The organism is Planctomycetia bacterium, assembly GCA_015200345.1.
Lineage (GTDB): Bacteria > Planctomycetota > Phycisphaerae > UBA1845 > UTPLA1 > PLA3.
The window spans coordinates 2843969-2864070 of sequence record CP054187.1 but is presented as its reverse complement, the minus strand read 5'-3'; the positions used below and the strand labels follow the sequence as shown (position 1 = coordinate 2864070).

Annotated in this window: 18 protein-coding genes; 11 read left to right on the top strand and 7 right to left on the bottom strand. The window is 63.5% G+C overall.

Features of this window, described 5'->3' with window-relative positions; all coding sequences use genetic code 11:
* Positions 1–15: 15 nt before the first annotated feature.
* Positions 16–2148: a hypothetical protein gene (locus tag HRU71_11730; protein QOJ04112.1), complete on the top strand. Its 2133-nt coding sequence runs from the start codon at positions 16–18 to the stop codon at positions 2146–2148.
* 92 nt (positions 2149–2240) lie between these two features.
* Here HRU71_11730 and HRU71_11725 read toward each other — a convergent pair whose 3' ends face one another.
* From HRU71_11725 to HRU71_11705, 5 genes are all read right to left on the bottom strand, one after another.
* The gene (locus HRU71_11725; protein QOJ04111.1) at positions 2241–3290 is read right to left on the bottom strand and encodes a hypothetical protein; all 1050 of its coding nucleotides are present in this window, start codon (positions 3288–3290) and stop codon (positions 2241–2243) included.
* A gap of 47 nt (positions 3291–3337) precedes the next feature.
* A complete protein-coding gene (gene fliS, locus HRU71_11720; GenBank protein QOJ04110.1) occupies positions 3338–3823 on the bottom strand; it encodes a flagellar export chaperone FliS in 486 nt (161 codons plus the stop codon).
* A gap of 186 nt (positions 3824–4009) precedes the next feature.
* Positions 4010–7042 carry a flagellar filament capping protein FliD gene (gene fliD / locus HRU71_11715; GenBank protein QOJ04109.1) on the bottom strand — a complete coding sequence of 1011 codons (3033 nt, stop codon included), beginning with the start codon at positions 7040–7042 and terminating at the stop codon, positions 4010–4012.
* A gap of 77 nt (positions 7043–7119) precedes the next feature.
* The gene (locus HRU71_11710; GenBank protein ID QOJ04108.1) at positions 7120–7329 is read right to left on the bottom strand and encodes a hypothetical protein; all 210 of its coding nucleotides are present in this window, start codon (positions 7327–7329) and stop codon (positions 7120–7122) included.
* Positions 7330–7494: 165 nt separating this feature from the next.
* A complete protein-coding gene (locus tag HRU71_11705) occupies positions 7495–8946 on the bottom strand; it encodes a flagellin (protein ID QOJ04107.1) in 1452 nt (483 codons plus the stop codon).
* 1688 nt (positions 8947–10634) lie between these two features.
* On the opposite strand from HRU71_11705, the gene HRU71_11700 reads away from it, so the two are divergent.
* Positions 10635–11012, top strand: a complete 378-nt coding sequence (locus HRU71_11700) for a hypothetical protein (protein ID QOJ04106.1) — start codon at positions 10635–10637, stop codon at positions 11010–11012.
* A 132-nt stretch (positions 11013–11144) separates the two neighbouring features.
* Here HRU71_11700 and sugE read toward each other — a convergent pair whose 3' ends face one another.
* Both sugE and HRU71_11690 read right to left on the bottom strand, forming a co-directional pair.
* Positions 11145–11468 (bottom strand): quaternary ammonium compound efflux SMR transporter SugE, encoded by a 324-nt coding sequence (gene sugE / locus HRU71_11695; GenBank protein QOJ04105.1) that lies wholly within the window; start codon positions 11466–11468, stop codon positions 11145–11147.
* Positions 11469–11477: 9 nt separating this feature from the next.
* On the bottom strand, positions 11478–11879 hold the full coding sequence (locus HRU71_11690) for a hypothetical protein (protein QOJ04104.1): 402 nt from the start codon (positions 11877–11879) through the stop codon (positions 11478–11480).
* A gap of 189 nt (positions 11880–12068) precedes the next feature.
* On the opposite strand from HRU71_11690, the gene HRU71_11685 reads away from it, so the two are divergent.
* The 9 genes from HRU71_11685 to HRU71_11645 all read left to right on the top strand — a co-directional run bounded on the left by HRU71_11685 (position 12069) and on the right by HRU71_11645 (position 20034).
* On the top strand, positions 12069–13400 hold the full coding sequence (locus HRU71_11685; GenBank protein QOJ04103.1) for a coproporphyrinogen III oxidase family protein: 1332 nt from the start codon (positions 12069–12071) through the stop codon (positions 13398–13400).
* 50 nt (positions 13401–13450) lie between these two features.
* The gene (locus HRU71_11680; GenBank protein ID QOJ04102.1) at positions 13451–13975 is read left to right on the top strand and encodes a hypothetical protein; all 525 of its coding nucleotides are present in this window, start codon (positions 13451–13453) and stop codon (positions 13973–13975) included.
* A gap of 52 nt (positions 13976–14027) precedes the next feature.
* Entirely contained in the window at positions 14028–15293 is a 1266-nt protein-coding gene (locus HRU71_11675; protein ID QOJ04101.1) for a tryptophan 7-halogenase, read from the top strand.
* The gene (locus HRU71_11670; protein ID QOJ04100.1) at positions 15290–15505 is read left to right on the top strand and encodes a hypothetical protein; all 216 of its coding nucleotides are present in this window, start codon (positions 15290–15292) and stop codon (positions 15503–15505) included. Before HRU71_11675 ends, HRU71_11670 begins: the two co-directional genes overlap by 4 nt.
* Positions 15502–17133, top strand: a complete 1632-nt coding sequence (locus HRU71_11665; GenBank protein ID QOJ04099.1) for a sodium:solute symporter family protein — start codon at positions 15502–15504, stop codon at positions 17131–17133. Before HRU71_11670 ends, HRU71_11665 begins: the two co-directional genes overlap by 4 nt.
* Positions 17123–17533 carry an acyl-CoA thioesterase gene (locus HRU71_11660; protein QOJ04098.1) on the top strand — a complete coding sequence of 137 codons (411 nt, stop codon included), beginning with the start codon at positions 17123–17125 and terminating at the stop codon, positions 17531–17533. Before HRU71_11665 ends, HRU71_11660 begins: the two co-directional genes overlap by 11 nt.
* Positions 17534–17551: 18 nt before the next feature.
* Positions 17552–18010 carry a hypothetical protein gene (locus tag HRU71_11655; protein ID QOJ04097.1) on the top strand — a complete coding sequence of 153 codons (459 nt, stop codon included), beginning with the start codon at positions 17552–17554 and terminating at the stop codon, positions 18008–18010.
* Between the two features lie 45 nt (positions 18011–18055).
* The gene (locus tag HRU71_11650) at positions 18056–19216 is read left to right on the top strand and encodes a PQQ-binding-like beta-propeller repeat protein (GenBank protein QOJ04096.1); all 1161 of its coding nucleotides are present in this window, start codon (positions 18056–18058) and stop codon (positions 19214–19216) included.
* Between the two features lie 194 nt (positions 19217–19410).
* Positions 19411–20034: a PEP-CTERM sorting domain-containing protein gene (locus HRU71_11645; GenBank protein QOJ04095.1), complete on the top strand. Its 624-nt coding sequence runs from the start codon at positions 19411–19413 to the stop codon at positions 20032–20034.
* Positions 20035–20102: the final 68 nt, after the last annotated feature.

The window sequence follows — 20102 nt, the reverse complement described above, 5'->3', positions numbered from 1 at the left end:
GCAGGAGTCCATTCCATGAAGATACAGTCCCGTCGAGTTCGATTTGCGGTCGCCGCACTGGGCGTCCTGACTGCGGCGATGCCCGCCCTGGCGCAGACGGATTTCAGCAAGTTTTCACTCTCCAAGGCCATCCCCGATGACGTGTTCATCGCGGTCGCGGCGAAGGGCAACCCCGAGCGGGAGTTCCTCAATGCCTACTGGGGCGAGGTCCACAAGGCCTTCATGGACAGCGGCATCCTCACGGACATCTGGGATCTCGTCATGGAAAACGTCGACGACGAGCACCTGGAGATGGTCGAAGACCTGCACGAGCGATTCGGCACGCTCTGCCGCGCCGTGGATTGGAGCGAGTTGTTCGGCACGGAGATGATCTGGGCCGGACGGTTCTATCGCCCGTTCCCGCAGGCGTTTCAGTTCGAGGGCGTGCTGGCCGGTCGCATGACCAGGGAGAAGGCAGCCGCGAACTACAAGGCGCTGAAGGCGCTTCTGGAAGAGATCGTGAAAGTAGTCGAGATGCAGGCGGCCCCCGGCGTGTTGAAAGTCACCGAGGACAAGACCGACGGCATCACGACGGCGGCGCTGGAGGTGCTGGCGGTGCCGGGGCTGAAGGTCGTGAGCATCAGCGCGTGGAAAGATACAATTGTAATCGGCGTGGGCGGAACGCAGATCGCCCGCGACGCCGTCGCCCTGCTTCAGGGCAAGTCCGACAAGAAAGCGCTGGTGGACTCGCCGCGCTTCCAAGGCGCGTTCAAAAAGCTCCCGCCCGCGGAGGACAGCCTCGTTTTCTTCGATTCCAGCGGCATGATGAACAGCATGAACGGCATGGTGAAGATGATCGAAGGTTCGATGCAGGCCGGTGGTCCGAAGCGCAAGGCCGCCGCCGCGAAGCGGCCGGCCGGCGGCGACGACGAGGAGGAACAGGCCGATTCGCCCCGCCCCAAGCGGAAGCGCTCCGCTCGCGCCGCAGAGGACGAGGAAGAATCCGCCGACGAGGACGCAACGGATGATGAAGACCACGACGCCGCGAGCCAGGAAGACAATCCGGCCGCGTGGATGCGCGTGGTCTCGCGCCTGCTCGATGATATGTCAACGTTTGACTACGTCGCCGAGGTGGAGTGGACCGACGGATTGCGCGTCCACACCGAGCAGCTGACGTCCATCCGGCCAGGCACCGAAAAAAGCGGGTTCACCAAGGTCCTATGCAGCGGCAAGGCTCTGGATGACTACGCGAAATTCGTTCCGCGCGAGGCAGTCACCTTTTCATGCTCCGGCAGCTTCGATCTCTCCAAGCTGTATGACTACGCGATTGATTTCATCCGCGACAACGTGCCCGGCGGACCGGCTGCGCTGGAGTCGTGGGAGGGCATCCAGCAGGGCGCGCTGGGCATCAACGTCCGCGATGAAATCTTCGCCCTCTACACCGGCCCGTACATCTCCTACAACGCCGGCCAGGACTGGGTCCTGCTCGTCGGCGTCACCGACGCCGAAAAAGCCGCCGACCAGATGGATCGCCTCGTCGCGTTCGTCAAAGAAAAAATCGGACAAGAACAGGGCCTCACCCTCACGCCCACCGAGATCGGCAAGGCGAAGTTCACCCAGATCTCGCACCCCATGATGATGATGATGGGCGGTCTCTCGCCCGTCGTCGGCTGTGCCGAAGGGCATCTCATCATCGGCTCATCCAGCAAGGCCGTCACGACCTGCCTGAAGACGGCCTCGGGACAGCACCCGAACATCACCAAGAGCAAGCAGTTCACGGCCGAGGCGATGATCCCCAAGGGCGAAAACGTGATGTCGATCAGTTTCACCGATGAGCGCAACTTCGCCGAGGAGGTGCAAGGTGCAATCGCGGGCCTGTCGATGGGCCTGGGCTTCGTGGCGATGGGCGCGCAGGAGATGCCGCCGCCGATGCAGGCCATCGTCCGCGCCGCGCCGCCGATTCTGGCAAAACTCGCGCCGGTGGCCGGCAAGCTGAACTTCTACCAATCGTCCTCGTCGTACACGACGTTCGACGGCAAGGCCTGGCGCACGCGCAGCGTGCAGAACTACAAGAAGCCGCAGCCCAAACCCGTCGAGGAAGAACCGTCCGGAGAATCCGACTCCCACGTCGACTCGACCGAAGAGCCGGAGGGCGATTCGGATGAATGAGCCGACGCGACGTTCAGGCTGACAAAGCACCGTTGAGCCTGTTCGTCCTGACGTTGTGATTCCCCGGAAGCGGAAATCGAGGCGGCTTGTCCTTACTGCCCGCCGGTCAGCTGGCGCCGCAGCTCCAGCGCTTCGGCATTCTCTGGATCGTCGCGCAGGACTTCAGCGATGTGCTCGTCGGCATCGCCAAAGGCACCAAGGGCGGCTTCGATCCGCGCCAGGAAAACCTTGATTCGGATCGTCGTGCGCGAATCTGCCTGTTCCTTTCGCAGGGCCTGCAAGGCGATTTCGCGCGCGTCCACCAACGCCAGTTGCCGCTGCGCTTCGCCTGCCTGTTGAACCGTGACCGCTACCTCGAACGTCGGCCTTGGATCCTGCGGGTTCTTATCCGCATGCTTCATGCCGGTGTTCATCTTGAACTGGTGCGCATTCAACACGGAACGATAATTTGCCTTGTCCAGCGGAGCGGTCTTGATCCGCGCGCGATACAGATTGATCGCCTTGTCGGCCGCCTGAATCGCCGTCTCAAAATCGTCGGCGCCGGAAGCCACTTCGGCCAACCGCAACTGAATCTCCGGATCGCTTCCGGCCATCTGCTCGGCCTCTTTCGCCTCTTCCAGGGCCATCTTGGCCCGTTTCAATCCGTGATAAACCATGGCGAGATCGAGCGTGATGTTGGCCCGCACGTTCTTCCCGTTCACCAGCTCGCGCGGGGCCAGGTCCTTGGCCGTCTTCAAGGGTCCGGAGGCCAGGAGGTAGCGGCGCGAATCGAGGTAGACACGTCCCACCGCCGCGTGACCGCGATAGTCATTCCGTCCTTCGGGTGATTTGTTGTATTCCTCCAGCGCCAGGAGCGCTTCGTGCACATTGGGCGGCTTCAATTTCAATTGCAGCAGACCTTCCACCAGCTTCAGCTTCGGCAGATCGCGCCGAACGCCCCGAATGGCCTGGAGGTACTCGATTCGTGCGCCTTCCACGTCATCGTTGTCGAGTTTGCGAATCGCCTCGTCGAGACGCGATTCAGGATTCACCGCGGAATCCTGCGCGGGAGCCTGCCCCCGCGCCGCCGGGAGCGACGAAGCGATCCCGACCAGAAGCAACATCCATCCAGCTCGTCGAAGAATCGATGAACGCGCATTCATGGGAAGCATCCTGCGATTGAGGGCTCGCGCGATGGCACTGCGCCGGTTCAGCATTGTAAGCTGATCGTCGGCCGAGGCAATGAATCGCCGGCAGCGGACGCTCGTCCCGCCGCAGTGACCGGGCGCGCGGCGCTCGCTTCCTGCTCCCGGGCCGCCTGGACGCGCTCAATCAGTATACGCCAGGTCTCCCGCTGATGTTCGAGAATTTGCAGGGCTTCCTGCATCGCGCTGGAATCATGCGTGATGTTGGCATCGACCAGACGGTTGTAAACAAAGGTGTACAACCCCTCCAGGTTGCGACAAAGCTCGGGGTTGTACTCCGGCCGCAGGCCCCGCTGCATTTCCAGAACGATGCGCTGCGCGCGGATGAGTTTCTCGCAGCAGGTTTCCAGATCCTTCGACGCCAGGGCCTCCTTCGCCTGGGTGACAAACCGGATCGCGCCGTCATAGAGCATCAAATGGAGCTGTTCCGGCGTCGCGGTCATCACCGCGTTTCGCAGATACTCACTGGAAGCCGTTGGAGATCGTTGCATGATGGCTCACCGCGACGTCCAAGCCCCGGAAGGACGCATGGCGCCGCGTCCGAGATTTGTTCCGTCCACGGTATCCATCGGTCGGAGCGGTTCGGCGATTCAGTTATTACAGGGCGCGTTGCGACCAGGCTCCCGCGGCGTGGAGCGTTTCTGCGCTGCCTTGCCCGGTGGGTCCGAAAAGGACGCTTAGGAAAGACTCAACAGACCGCTTAGCGATCGTTGCTGCGATTGCAACTGCGCGATGGCGTTTTCCATCGCCGTGAATTGCGCGTACAGGCGTTCGCGCCGCCGGCCCAGCAGCGTCTCCATGGACGCGATGCGATCGGTCAGCAGCTTCACCGAGTTCTCGATCGCGCCGCCTTGCACGGCGATCAGGCCCGTCTCGGATTTCGACAGCCGGTCCAGCTCGTCGTTGATCGCCTTCCCGTAGCCGGCCACCGCGTCAGTGAAAAATGCCTCCACCTGGGCGGGGTTGTTCTCCATCGCAGCGCGAAACTTGTCTTCATCCAGCGTGAGCTGCGAGCCGGCGCCGATTCGGACGCCGATCGACGCGAGCCGATTGACCGCGCCGCCGCCCGGCGTCACGCGATTGGCCAGCGCGATCAACCGCTCACGCACACGCCGCGCCGTCGGGTCGCCCGTCAACGCCTGCCGCTGCTCGGTCTCGGGATCGAACCGCGTCAGACCGTCGATTGTGCTCATCACCTTGTTGAACGATGCGACAAACGTCTGAAACTCCTTCAGCACCGCCGACGTATCCCGCGTCACGTTCACCGTCACGGCTTGATCGCTCGGCGAAACCAGGTCCAGCTTCACCCCGGCCACCGCCGTGCCAAGCGTGTTCGACCCACTGGTCAGCACGATGGGGTTCAATGCCCCCGGCGGACCAAACAGCACCGTCGAATTCTGCCCCCGCACCAGCGTCTCGAACGACAACCCCGTCGCGCCGGAGTCAATCGCCAGCGCCGCATCCCGCCCCAGACTCGACGCCGTCAGGCTCAACCGGAACGGCTGCCCGCTGGCGCCGTCGTTGATGATCGAGGCATTCGCCGGGCCGCCCGACGCCTGAATCTTTGTCAACACGTCCGCCAGCGTATCGTTGCCCGTCACGATGATGCGCGTCTCGTACGAGCCGTCGATGAAGGTCTGGCCCGAGGCCGCCGTGCCGGCGATGCGCAAGGCCTTGGCGGCGGCGCCCGACTCATCCACGACCTTCAAACTTCCCGAACCCCCCGCCGTGTCGGTCAGGAGCAGGCCGTCACCGGTGTCGTTCACACGCGCGACCACACCGATGCCGCGCGAGTTGATCTCGTCAATCACGTCCGCCAGCGTGACTTCGTTGCCCTGCGTCAGGTCCACGACGGCCGACGCGCCGGCGCTGTCGGTGATTCGAAACTTGCCCGGCGGAACGCCCTTGCCGTAGTTCAGCGCCGTCAGCAACGACGCGTCGGAAACGTACTGCCGCTGGAGATTGCCGCTCGACGCGGACGAGACGGCCGCGTTCACGGCAAGGCCCAGGTCCGTCGCCAGCGATCCGACGACGTCCGCGACGACGAGATTCCCCGCCCCGCCGCTCGTGTCGTACAGTTGAATGCCCAGCCCGTTGGATGCGACGCGCGCGCGCACACCCGTCGAGGCGGCGTTGATGGCGTCGATGATTTCGGAAAGCGTCTGCGCGGTCGACAGGTCCACCGCGGCCGACGCGCCCGCGCGATCGGTGATCTGAATCTGCCCGCCCGCGACGCCCGCGCCCCCGCGCAGGCTGCGCAGCAGGACGCTGTTCAGCGACGCAACAAGCCGGCGCGACTGGATCGCGTTGCCCGATGCGGGCGTCGTCAGGCCCAGATCGTCCAGGGCCTTCGAACCGCCCAGCGCCGCCACCGAGAGCGTCCCTGCCCCGCCCGACGTGTCGGTCAACGTCAAGCCTGTCCCGTTTGCGGAGATCGACGCATGCAGTCGACCGCCGTTGGCCGCATCGGAGTTGATCAGCCGCAGCACGTCGCCGACGGTGCTGATGGAAAAGATATTCTTGCCGTTGATCGAGCCGGTGGCGGAAACGGCCTTGATGCCCAGCGCGGCTGCGGTCGTCCCGCCGCCGACCTCTTCCACGCGCAGGGCATTGTCCTCCGGCGTTGAATCGGGCGTGGAGTTGTCACTTAGCAGCAGCCGGGCTCCGCTCAACGTCACGGTGATGTTCAGGCCCGCCGCCTGAATCGCGCTCTTCACGTCGCCGATCGTCTGCGCGCTCGACAAGTCGATCTCCTGCGAGACGCCCGCGCGATTGGTGATCTTGATCGAACCGGCCGGCACGCCCGCCCCCCCGTTCAGATTCGCGAGCCGCGTGGCATCGGTGAGGCGTTCGGAAAGCTCGAACGTCAGCGTGCCGCCGTCGGCCAGCGTGACGGAGAAATCCGGTTGATTGCGCAGCCGGCGCACGCCGTTGCCATCGTTGAGCTGCTCCAGGCGCGTATGCTGCGACAGACGAACGAGGTCGACGCCTTCAAGCGTGCCGGTCGCGCTGCTACCGGCCAGCCCCAGGTCCTGCGCCGTGCGGCCTCCGTCCACGTCGGCGACCGTGAGCGAGCCGGTGAGCAGGCCGGTTTGATCGATCAGCGCCACGCGGTCGCCGCGCACCTCGGCTCGAACATTTACAGTTGTCTGGTTGTTGATCGCGCCGAGAAGATCGTCGAGCGTCGTCGCCGTCGTCAGGTCGATCACGGCGCTGGCGCCGGTGCGATCGGTGACGCGAATCTTGCCCCCGCGCACGCCCTCGCCGCCGCGCAGCGCGCCCAGCGGCGTCGTTCGGTTGATCGTCGCGATCGCGGTTTCAAAGGTCAGGGTGCCCGCGCCGATCGGGGTCGCGTTGCTCGTGGCGAAACCGCCGGAGATGACCTGGTGCGCCGTCGCGAGCGATTTGACCGTGAACGTGTACGAGCCAACCGCCGCGCCGGCCGAAGCGCTGGCCAGCAGCACGCTCTCTTGCGTGGACGCGGCCTTGGTCGTGCGGAACAGCTCGGCCGTACCGAAACGCGTCGTCGTATTTTTCAGGGCCAGAAGCTGCGCGGAGACCTGCAAAAGCGCCGTTCGGCGGGCGTTGAGCGCCGAAACACGACCTTGCAGGAGCGTGATCGGCTGCCGCTGGCTGGCGATCAGGGATTCGACGATCTGTTGAGTCGGCAGGCCGGAAACAAGTCCGACACCGGTGGAAATGGTGGACATGGGTGAACCCTCCCGGTCAGCGATCGGGCGAGGCGATGGCTTGGTGCGCAAAAATTGCGCGGGGCGACCATGCCGGGTCAGTCACCGCTCGAGGGCGCGGCGCGCCGGATCGCCGAGAGCAGGCCTCTCAACTCCACCGGCCCCACCGGCTCGTTCGATTCGTTGATCGCTTCGGGGCTCTCCGGATGGACCGGCACGGCGCGAAAGCGCTTCCGACCATCGACAAAACACGTCAGGATCACCCCGTGTTTGCGGCATGATTCCGGTTGAGTTCGTTGCGGTGTCATCGTCTTCACCCGTCTCGGCGAGCGGAACCGGCGAGCATGCTCGCCGGTTCGTCCCAATTGTTGAATCGCTTCTTACTGAACTATCGGCAAAGAAAAGCGGCCGACGTGCATGGAGCGCGTCGGCCGCCTCGAAAACCTCTTTTGTTGCTGCCGCGTTTCGCGCAATTACCGCAGCAGCGCCAGCACGGTCTGCGGGATCTGGTTCGCCAGCCCCAGAATCTGGGTGGACGATTGCACCAGGATCTGCGCCCGCGTCAGGTTGGAGACTTCCTGCGAGTAGTCCGTATCGCGAATCGCTGATTCCGACGCCTTGACATTCTCCAGCGCCACGCGCCGGCTGTTCAGGTTCGTCTCGATCTGGTTCGCCTGGAACCCGCCAAGCCGTCCGCTCAAGATCGCAACCTGTCGAATCGCGGCCGATACGATCGCTTCGGCCGTTGGGAGCGACCCACGCTGTGCCAGCGTGTTGCTGCCGCCGGTGCCGATCGAATTCAGGTAGCCCGCAACCGAGCTGCCCAGGTTGGCCGTCGTGATCGACGGGAGACCGATGCTGACGAGGCCGTCACTGTTGACCTCGGGGCCGATCTGGAAGTTCGCTCCGCCGCCGGTGACGGCGAAGGTGGACGTACCCAGGGATGTTCCGAACGCGGCGGACAAGTCGACCACGACATCCAGACCGCTCGATCGAATGCTGGCGATCAGGCCCTTGACGTTCGCGGACTGACCGTTGATCAGAACGCCCGCGTCGCGACCGCGATCCTGCGTGTCGCCCTGGTCGCCGGGGTTGACCGTGAAGGTGCCGCTGATGGCCCGGACCGAGACGAACTCATCGCTGCCGTAGCCGACGCTGTTGAACGAGAGGCCGCCCGCGCTGGCCGTCGCGGAGATACCGGTAAGCGACTTGAAGCTGCTGACCGTGTCCGCGATGGTCGCCAGATTGGTTCCGCCGGTGAAGGTAAAGGTCTCGGTGCCCAGTCGCCCGCGCACCTCGATCGTCACGTTGTTGCCGGCCGACAGCACGCCGCTGGCGGACAGACCGTTCCCGCCGCCCAGGCCGATGCCCAGCGCCGCCGTTTGCGCCGACTGCGTCACCTGCACGGCGACTTGCAGCGACTGGCCGTTCGGGATGCGAGCGCCGAAGACCTGCAAGCGTTGCAGCTCGGTGCTGTTCTGGCCGCTGATCGTGTAGGCCAGCTCGCCGTTGAGCAGCTTCTTGCCGTTGAACTGCGTGGAGTTCGCCACGCGGTTGATGCTTTCCAGAAGCGAGTCGATCTGGAGCTGGTTGGCGGCGATTTCATCGTCCGACAACGCGCCGTCGTTGCTCGACTGGTTCACCAGGCTCTTGATCTCGAGCAGCAGCTTCGAGACCTCGCCCAGCGCGCCGTCGGCCGTGCTGATGACGTTGATCGCTCGCGCCGAGTTGTCGATCGCGGCGGTCAGACCGCGAATCTCGGACCGCAGAGACTCGGAGGCAATCAAGCCGGCCGGGTCGTCCGCGCCGCGATTGATCCGCACGCCGGTGCTAAGGCGTTCAAGCCGGAGCGCCAGGTCTTCCTGGTTGCTGATCAGTGTCCGAATGGACTGAAGCGCCGAGACGTTGGTATTAATCCGACTCATGGATTCCTCCCTGAACCCGCAGGCCCGCTTCCTTGCGCCGCCTGACCCGGCACACGACCTGGCGTGCCGTCTTTCGTCGTCGCCGGCCACCCGGCTCATCGCGACGACGATTGTGTTTGTTTCATCACCCTCTTGCGGACCTTGTTTCGGACAACCGCCGCGGGGGCGTCGCCGGTCTGCAATGCAGTGACGGCGGTCCTATCGGGCCGAGTGGTTTGGGACTTTCGTTAACGCCCAAATTGTTTCAATTCACGGAATGCGGACCTGCCCAAGCAGTTCATATCGGACCCGCCGAGGGTAAACGAACTCGAAACGCGAAACTGGGAAACGGTGCGGAGGCACGCTGGCAAGCAGTGATTGGCTAAGAGCCAAAGGCTGACATCAAACTTCATATAGCCCTTTGCTCACGGCTGACGGTTCACGGCTACTGTCTGAACCACGGCTCACGGCCACGACGTGGCACACGGCCTACGACTCACGGCTATTGGCTCACGGCTTCTGGCATACGGCTGACGGTTCACGGCTTCTGGCATACGACTGACGGTTCACGGCTTCTATCCGGCACACGGCCACTGCTTCTACGTGGCGTGCGGTTACCGGCGGCGGGCACAGGGCTTATGGCAAACCGCAAACAGTCCGAAAATTTCCCTTGACACGCCTTCGGCAACTGTGTTATACTGCTGTCATCTTGTGGAGGCGGGCTTGCCGCCCATACGGGCAATCGGGCGGCGAGAACTGTCCCGTTGGCGCGTCGTATGACGCAGGAGGCCAGACCAATGGACCGTCGTAGTTCGCTTCGACCCGTAGCCGTTCTTGAGCGATCGTCGACGTGGCCCATGCCCAACGACGGGGCTGACCTGACATTGATGCCGCAACAGGTGTTCGATCAGGTCATGGCCAACGCGGGATGTCGACTCCCGCTGTCCAACCCGGCATTGGACTCGTACGATCAGCGCTCCGTGCCGCGCAGCTCATCACCGGCAACTCGCCGAGCAATGTCGTGTTCCCGATAACCTTCCAACGAACGACGGCAACCCCGGAATACCGACGCTGCTTCTTCCCTTGGACAATGCGACCGGTGTATCCACCAACGTGACGCTTACGTGGTCCGCGAGTGATGAGACGGATTGCTATCAGATTCTTTTCGGCACTTCATCGGAAGACCCGCCGGCAGTCCCGTGCTGTATCACAGCAAATCAATGGCAGACACCCTCATTACAACCCAACACAACGTACTACTGGCGAGTCATCTCAAACGACAGTTGCGGACATACAACATCAAGTGTTCAGCGTTCGTTCACAACAGGTTCATAGGGATTCTCGCAAGGAGTCGTATAATGCGCTTAGGAAGGGCTCTACTCAGTACAATAATCTCGTTCACTGCAATTCCGTACGCGCACGCAGCAATATGGGTTTGGCAGCGCGCCGAGGCATTATCGCCCAACTCATTTATTGACCAGCAGGGAATCCTAGGCGATTCCCTGTTTCTCCGCTGCGACGCGACGGTTAATGAGTGCAAGTGGCGCATTACTACACGAGTAAGAATCGACGACGGCACGCTCGGTTCCTATTCGCTCTGGATTCGCGACCCGGCCGGTGGGGCCACGCAGTTGAGCCTCTGAAACAAGCGTGGCGGGGCGCCCTTTACCAATCATCTTCTGCCCCCAGTTGAGAACCGCCCCGACGGCGTGCTGTCATCGCTCATTGTCGGTTTGCCGCAGGGCGGAAGCCCGATCCCGGCCGGGCCGACGGTTTACAATCTGCATAGCTATATTTTGACCTCGCAGGCCGGCGTCGCCCCCGGCACGCTGACGCAGCTTCGCGCCGGGTCGGAAGGCTTCTTCGGCTTTGAGCCGTTCGACCCTACCGACCCGCGGCGTAACGTGGCCTTCGGCGCCAACCCCGGTTTCCAAATCGCCGGAGGCGAATGGCCCAACCCGGTCATTCACATCAACTACGTCCCCGAGCCGGCCTCGGCCCTGCTCCTCGCCCCGGCGCTGTTGCTGCTGCGACGACGGCGGTCTTGCGATCGCTTCCATTGGCGCGATCCGCGTCGCCGCGATTGAACCGAGCCGCAACCGTCAAGAAGCGGGTTCGTGCCGGTCCGAGCCGCCGCAGTGATGCGGCGGAACCCGTTTCTCGTGGTGCGTCGAGGATGCACCCTACGGCGCTGCCGCGGGGTATGCACCGCCGGCGCGTCACGACGCGCGGGTTGAGAACTTCAGGCCGATGATTCCCACGATGATGACGGTCAGCCAGACGATCCGCGCGGCGTCGCGCGATTCGCCCAGCAGGACCATGCCCAGCACGGCCGCCCCGACCGCGCCGATGCCGGTCCAGACGGCGTAGGCCGTTCCGATGGGGAGCGATTTGGCGGCGATGGCGAGCAGGCCCATGCTGGCGATCATCGCGGCGAGGGTCCAGACGCTGGGCCAGAGAACGGTGAAGCCTTTTGTATATTTCAGGCCGACGGCCCAGCCGATCTCCAGCAACCCCGCGACGATGAGAAAGAACCAAGCCATGCCGCGGCCCTAGGGTTTCGCGCCCGGCACGCGCATCGCCAGCACCGCGTTGACCGTGTCGGAGGCGAACTGCTTGCGGCAGGCCTCGTTGCACAGGTGGAGCGAATACCCCTCGAACTGCACGGTGTACTTCTCCGAGCCGTCCATGCCGAGGGCGCAGCCGGCGCACTTCGAAACGACTTTGTCGGTCTTGCCGTCGAAGGCGTCGGCGCTGGCGAGCTTGGCCAGAAGCGTCTCGCGGTTGGCGGTCGGGGCGTGGCCGGGGGTGGGTGCGGCGGCATCGGCCGGAGCGGCGGCGGTGTTCGATTGAGCGGCCGGTTGTTTGTCACAGCCGACGATGCCGTGGCCGAGCGTCAGGACGAAGAAAGCGGCGACGATGCGTCGCGTTGTCGGATAGATGCTGGTTGTCATCGGTTGTGCCTCGCAAAGGCGGGCGGCGTCGCGCGCCCGGTCGCGCCATGATACCGCATGGATCGGCTTTTTGAAGCGGTCGGGCGCGGCGACTAAACTCTCGGTTGATTGTGCGACCGCGATTCAGGGGGAACCGCGATTGAAAGCGGCTCCAATACAGACCCGACGGCGATGCCGAGGAATCCGCCCATGATCGAGTTACCGCAGGCATCGCAACCGGGCGACCCGGCGCCGACCGAAGTGGGAAGCTACTTCGTGGCGAATTACCCGCCGTTTTCAGCGTGGTCGGTCGAGCACATCCCGGCGGCCCTGGCGGCGCTGGACCGGCCGGTCGCCGAGCCTCCTCCGCTGGGGCTGTATCTGCACATTCCGTTCTGCCGCAAGCGGTGTAAGTTCTGCTATTTCCGGGTGTACACCGACAAGAACGCCGACGAGGTGGAGGCGTATGCCGAGGCGCTGGCGCGGGAGGTGGGGCTGTACGCGGAGCGCGGCGGGCTGGCGGGCCGTAACTTTGAATTTGTCTATTTTGGGGGCGGCACGCCATCGTTCTTGAGCAACGAGCAGCTCAACCGGCTGGTCGATCGCATTCGTGGGCACTGGGACTGGAGCGCGGCGCGCGAGGTGACGTTCGAATGCGAACCCGGCACGCTGAAAGAGAGCAAGCTTCGCACGATCCGCGCGCTGGGCGTGACGCGGTTGAGCCTGGGGGTGGAGCACTTCGACGACGCGGTGCTGGAGGCGAACGGGCGCGCGCACAAGTCGCCGGAGATTTTTCGTGCATACGACTGGGCGCGGGACGTGGGCTTTCCGCAAATCAACATCGATTTGATCGCCGGCATGGTGGGCGACGCGGATGCGACGTGGCGCGAGACGGTTGAAAAGGCCGTGAAGCTTGCCCCGGACAGCGTGACGATTTACCAGATGGAGCTTCCGCACAATGCCGTTTTCTCGCGCGAGGCGAAGGCCAGCGGGACCACGCCGCTTGTGGCCGACTGGGCAACAAAGCGTCGCTGGGTGGACGAGGCGTTCCGCGCGTTCGAGTCGGCGGGTTACGAGATTTCCAGCGGTTATACGCTGGTTCGCAGGGATCGCCACGCCGGATTCGTCTATCGCGATTCGCTGTGGCACGGAGCCGACATGATCGGCACGGGCGTGGCGTCGTTCTCGCAGTTTGCGGGTGTGCATTTTCAGAATGCCGACCAGTGGGACGATTACCTTGCGGCGATTCACCGTGGCGAGCTACCGCTGGCCCGCGCCCTGCCGATGACGCCCCATCAGCGTCTGATCCGCGAGCTGATCCTGCAATTGAAGACAGGCCGGGTCGAGCTTGAGTATTTCCGCCGAAAGTTCGGCATGAACATCACCGAGGCCTTTGCTGAATCGTTTAATCAGTTGGTCGCCGAGGGAGCCGCCGAGTTGTTGGACGGTGAGATTCGCCTGACGCGCCGCGGGCTGCTTCACGTGGACGCCCTGCTTCCCATTTTCTTTGAAAGCCGGTTCCGCGGAGTCCGTTACACTTGATGGACGTGGGTACGCCAAGTCAAACCTCCGGCGAAACGAAACACCGCGCGATGCTGCGCGCGCTGTGCGAGGGGCTTGTTGATATCGCCTCGCTGGACGCCGCCGCGATGATCGTGTCCGACGCGATGGTGCCCGATCCGTTTCGCCAATTGCTGGTTCACTCCGAACACATGACCACGCGGCTGGAGCGGCATTGCGGCCGAGCGGTGGCGCTGTCGGTGCTGTCGTCTCGGCGGGACGGGGATTCGTATCGCCGGATGATCTTGCTTCGCCCGAAGGACAAGCCCGGCGCGGTGGAATTCGGCATCGTGCGGATCGACCTGCGGCAGATCGCGGCCGACGTGAAGCGCGACATCCTCGACCAGGTCGCTCCGCTGGGTGAAGTTCTGATCCGGCACAATGTGCTGCGGCGCGTCGAGCCGCGGTTCTACCTGCGATTCGCCCCGACCGCCCCGTTTATGAAGCACTTCCGGCCCGGCCTCACGGCGACGTATGGCCGATTGGCGGTAATCCACTACGATACCCAGCCGGCGATAGAGCTGCTCGAAGTGGTCAGCGGCACGACCGGCGAATAACCCATCCTGACCCCCGGCCTCACCTGGCGAGTTTTTCTCGGCGAATCGCACGATGGCAAGCGTTTCATCCAATCCGGAAGTGATCGTGGTTGGCGGCGGGCCTTCTGGCGCGACGACAGCGACGCTGCTGGCGAAGCGTGGCCGCCGCGTGCTGCTGCTGGAGCGGTCAAAGTTCCCGCGGCATCACATCGGCGAATCGCTGATGCCCAATACGTGGTTTGTATTTGAAAAGCTCGGCGTGCTCGAGACGATGAAGCAGTCGGATTTCGTGCGCAAGGAGAGCGTGCAGTTTGTCTCGGCGACGGGGAAGGACTCGGCGCCGTTCTTCTTCTCCGACCGCGATCCCAACCCGTGGTCGACGACCTGGCAGGTGTCCCGGGCGCGATTTGACCAGATGATGCTGGACAACGCGCGGGCCTGCGGCGTGGAGGTGGTAGAGCGGGCCAACGTGCGCGAGGTGATGTTCGACGGCGGACGCGCGGTCGGGGTGCGCGGGGTGATCGAGGGCGAGGAGCGCGAGCTGCGAGCGCCGGTGATCGTTGATGCGACCGGACAGAGTGGTCTCATTTCGCGTCAGCTCAACTTGCGTTACGGGGACGAGAAGCTCAAGAACGCGGCGATTTACAGCTATTGGAAAGGGGCGCAGCGCGACGAGGGCCGCAACGCCGGCGCGACGCTGGTGATCGCGCTGCCCGGCCGGCAGGGCTGGTTCTGGTTCATCCCGCTGGAGGACGATCTCACGAGCATCGGCGTCGTGGCGCCGCCGAATTACCTGTACAACGGGCGCGGCGACGACCCCGGCGCGATCCTCGACGAGGAGATCGCCAACACGCCGGGCCTGGCGCGGCGGCTGGTGAAGGCCGAGCGCGTCAGGCCAATCTATACGACCGCGGATTTCTCGTATCGTTCACGGCGGTCGGCCGGCGACGGCTGGCTGCTGGTCGGCGATGCCTTCGGGTTCCTCGATCCGCTCTACTCGTCGGGCGTGATGCTGGCGTTGAAGAGCGGCGAGTACGCGTCGGACGCGATCGATGCGGCCCTGGCGTCTGGCGATACGTCGGCCGCGAGCCTCGGGCGATACGGCAGGAAGCTGGCCGAGGGCATGCACCGGGTGCGCATGCTGGTGTATGCATACTACGAACCGACGTTCAGCCTCGGCGGGTTCGTGCGGCAGTACCCGCATTTGAAAGATGCGGTGACGCGCGTATTGATCGGAGATGTATTTGACGACGATCTCGGGGAGTTGTTTGATACCATGGCGCGGCATCTGACGCTGCCGGAAGGCATCGCGGTGGACGAAGAGATCGCATCCCCATGAAGAAAGTCGTCATCCTCTTCTTTTTGCTGCTGATCGCCGCGCACCAGGATTTCTGGTGGTGGCACACGCATGAACCGCTGGTGCTGGGATTCGTCCCCATCGGGCTCGCCTGGCACGTCGGCATTTCGCTTTGTGCCGCGGCGCTGGGTCTGGTGGCGATGACGTACTGCTGGCCGACTCATCTGGATAACGTGGAAGAGGAGTCGCGATGAACGCCGGCCAGATCTGCTGCCTCGTCATCGGCGTCTACATGGTCATGCTCATCGGGATCGGGCTGTTGAGCGGTCGGCTGTCGCGTGGTACGACGGCGGATTACTTCGTGGCGTCGCGCGGCATTGGACCGTTCCTGCTGCTCATGTCGCTCTTCGGAACGACGATGACGAGTTTCGCGATCATCGGAAGCAGCGGCGAGGCGTTCAAGAGCGGCATCGGCGTTTATGGGCTGATGGTTTCGTGGTCTGGGATCTTTCATTCGTTCTGTTTTTTCCTGATCGGCATCAAGCTCTGGGGGTACGGCAAGCGGTTCGGATACCAGACGCAGATCCAGTTCTTTCGCGACCGCTTCGTGTCGGACAAGCTGGGGTTGTTGCTCTTCCCGGCACTGATCGGCCTGGTGACGCCGTACATTCTCATGGGCATCGTCGGCGGAGCGACCGCCATCGAGAAGATCACCGTCGGCGCGTTCCCGCAGGTATTCGAGGCAACGGCCGGCGGCATTCCCTACGGGCTGGGCGGCGCGATCATGTGCGTCGTCGTGCTGATTTACATTTTTTTCGGCGGGGTGCGCGGCGCGACCTGGGCCAATGCCGCCCAGACGGTGATCTTCGTTGTGCTGGGAATTGTTACGTTTGTATTTATTTCAAACAAGCTCGGCGGACCGGTCGCCGCCACGCGGCAAGTCGTCGCGTACAATCCGTCCTACCTGAAGCTCGCCGCCACCGAGGACGATCATCGCGTCTATGAGGAGAAACTGGCCGCGTACAACGCCGGCGCGTCGGCGATCAAGCCGCGCGAGCCGGATGAAATCACACCGCTGCGGTTTATTACCTACATTTTCATTCCATTCAGCGTCGCGATGTTCCCGCATCTGTTCCAACACTGGCTCACGGCCAGGAATGCGAAGTCCTTCCGCCTGTCGATTGTGGCGCACCCACTGCTGATGATGCTGACATGGCTGCCGTGTGTGCTGATCGGCGTCTGGGCGACGTCGGCCCTGGGTCCGGACGGCAAGATGCTGATCCCGCCTGATTTCGCCGACCAGAACGCCGTGCTGCCCGTCATGGTGCGAAAGCTGGCTCCGCCGGTCATGGGCGGCCTGCTCACCGCCGGCGTGCTCGCAGCAATCATGTCCAGCCTTGATTCGCAGTTCCTCTGCCTGGGCAGCATTTTCACCAATGACATTGTCGGCCACTACATCGGGCATGATAACTTGAGCGATCGCCAGCGGCTGTTCATCGGGCGCATCTTCATCGTCGCAATCGTCGCGGCCTGTTACATCCTTGCGCTGTATTCGCGTGGGACAAGCGTCTTCGCGCTGGGCACCTGGTGCTTCACGGGTTTCGCCGCACTGGCGCCGCTGGTATTCGGCGCGCTGTACTGGAAGCGCGTGACCAAGGCCGGTGCCTATGCCTGCATCCTCACGGCCGCCGCCGTCGGGATGTATTTCTTCATGCGATCCGATCTGCAAAGCAAAGGCGACCACCTGGTCGCCGGGATGATGCCGGTGACGTTTGTCATAGGCGCCTCCACGACGGCACTGGTGCTGGTGTCGCTGGTCACGCCACGACCGCCGGACGCGACGATCGAGCGTTTTTTTGGGAAGGTCGTCCATGCCCGTTGAGTTTTCCATGACGCGTCGCGTGACCTTCGCCGAGACGGATGTCGCCGGTGTGATGCACTTTTCCAACTATTACCGCTGGATGGAGGAGGTCGAGCACGCCTTCTTTCGCTCGCGCGGGATGAGCGTGATTCAGGACGTGGACGGCGCGACGATCAGTTGGCCGCGGGTCATGACCAGTTGCGAGTATTTCGGCCCGCTGCGCTTCGAGGACGAGATTGATCTCGCGATGACGATTACCGATCTGACGGACAAGTCGATGACGTACGAAGTGCTGTTCAGCAAGGCCGGGCAGCGGCTGGCGCGCGGGCGGACGCGGGCCGTCTGCTGCGAATTGCTCCCCGGTGGCGTGTTTCGCTCGGTGGCGATCCCGGCGAGCGTCCGCGCGAAACTGACGGCATGACACGGAGCAAACACTGAAATGAAAGCCTACCTTTGGTTTGTCCTCGGCGCGGTGCTGTCGTGGGGTGCGTACGTGCCGACGATTCATAGCGGCCAGATGGGCTTCGAGCCGAAAGGCCCGATCCGGGCTTTTTTGTTTGTCGGGCTGGCGTATTGCCTCGTCGCGGTCATCATCCCCGGCCTCGCGCTGACGATCGGCAAGGCCGAGCCGATGTCGTTCTCCAACAAGGGCATGACGATTTCGACGCTGGCGGGCGTGCTGGGCGCGGTGGGAGCGCTCTGCGTGATCTACGCGCTGCGCACGGGCGGCACGCCGCTGACGGTTCCGCCGCTGGTCTTCGCCGGCGCGCCGATCGTGGCAACGTTCGTAGGAATGCTCTTCCACAAACCGCAGCATGCGCCCAGCCCGCTTTTTTACGTTGGCATCCTCCTCGCGGCCGGCGGCGCGGCGCTGGTGCTACGATTCAAACCGAGTTGAGATCACTCAACCAGCCCAGCGCGTCTTCTGCAAGCTGAATCGACGATGACGACGATCACGACTCTCGTATGGATGACCGCCGCAGTACTCGGTCCGTCGGACTGGCCTTCGTTTCGCGGAAACGAACGCCTCACCGGCGTGGCAACTTCGACCGTTCCTGACAAGCCCGCACTGCGATGGAAATTTTCCGCCGGCGAACCGATCGGCTCCAGCGCCGCCATCGTTGACGGCGTCGTCTACGTCGGCTGCGACAACGGCACGCTCTATGCGCTGAAACTCTCGGATGGCGGCGTGGTCTGGGCCGCGAAGACCCCTGCCTCGCGCACCACGAGCGGTCCGGCTTCAACAAGCCAAGCCATCCCGCCGACGATTCAATCGTCCCCCGCGGTCTGCGGCGATCTTGTGCTCTACGGCGACGAGGACGGCGGCTTTCACGCTCTCAATCGGGCCGACGGCACGCGGCGATGGTCCTTTCGCTCCGAGGCCGAGAACATCAGTTCGCCCATTTGCTCCGGCGATCGCGTCGTGTTCGGCTCCTACGATGGCAACGTCTACTGCTTGAAGCTCACCGACGGCTCGCTTTTGTGGAAGCACCTCACGGATGGTCGTGTTCACGGCAGCGCCGGTGTCTCGGATGGAAAGGTCGTCGTCGCCGGCTGCGATCAGAAGCTCCACGTGCTGCAACTATCCGATGGAAAATCGATTGCGGCGGTGGACCTCGGCAGCGTGTCCGGATGCTCGGCGGCCATTGTGGACGACGCGGTCTACGTCGGAACGTTCGGCAATGACGTGCTGGCGATCGATCTGAAGCGTAACGAACGACGCTGGACGTTCACGAACAAGGACCGCGATTTTCCGTTTTACGCATCGGCGGCCGTTACGGAGGAACTGGTCATCATCGGCAGCCGCGACAAATTCGTTCACGCGCTGGACCGGAAGACCGGCAAGCCGCGCTGGCAGTTCCGCACGCGGGGCCGCGTCGATTCGTCGCCCGTGGTGGCGGCGGATCGGGTCTGGGTCGGCTCATCGGACGGGAACGTGTACGGTCTGGACCTTCGCAGCGGCGAGGAGCGGTGGCGGTACGAAGCCGGTTCGCCCGTGACGGCGTCCCCGGCCGTCGGGGGTGGCTGTCTCGTAATTGGGACAGAGGACGGGGACATCCTGTGTTTTGGAGAAGGTCCGGGTCGCCCACCGAGCAGGAATTAAGCCACCGGCGTGATCGGCCGTGCGTTGCGTGGCAAGCGTGCGGTTCAAAGAGGACCAACCCGATGGCTGACCTGAATTTCGTGAAGCCGGTGTGAGGTTTGCGTTGCTTTTCAAAGGAGCGGGAATCGGCTATAGTTCCGGCTTTACCGACCCAACACGCTTGCGCGAGTCGTTTTCAGAAAGGAGCATCCTGCATGTTGAAGATGAAAGTCCTGGCGGCGGCCCTTGGCGTCGTAACCCTGGCATCGGCCGCGCAGGCCGGAATGATCGCCCTCTCGGCGGTGCATGATCCGGGCCAGCCGAATTTCTTCACGCTGAACTTTCCGGCCCAGTACGGCGGACCGCGCAGCGGGCAGATTTCCAGCACGAACTTTACGTTGAGCTATGACGACGTGAACGGCACGGCGCAGTTCGACAGCTACCTGCAATTCATCGATTCGATCGAACTGCCGGGCGGCATCCAGACCGGCGCGATCACGGTCAGCATCGTGCCCGGTTCGTCGAGCGGCAGCTACAACGCCGCCACCGGAGAGTTCACCACCAGCGAAGATTATTCGATCACATTCGAAAACGATTTGAGCATGTTCGGCCTCGTCTCGCCGGTCGTCATGCCCAGCAGTTCGTCTGGCCAGATTGACTTTGGCGCGTCGCGCATCGCGCAGAACTGGTCCGGCGTCGGCGCCATCGGCAACCCGGCACAGCCCGACAAGCCGATCGTGTTTGACTACGTCTGCGTCGTCAATACGACCTTTGTGCCGGAGCCGGCGACGGCGGCCCTGCTCATGCTGGGCGGCCTCGTGCTTCGCCGCCGCCGCTAGCCCTTGCTGCGACGGACACCCGCATGGTTCGATGTTTGACGGACGGCGGGAGAAACTTGAATCGCGCG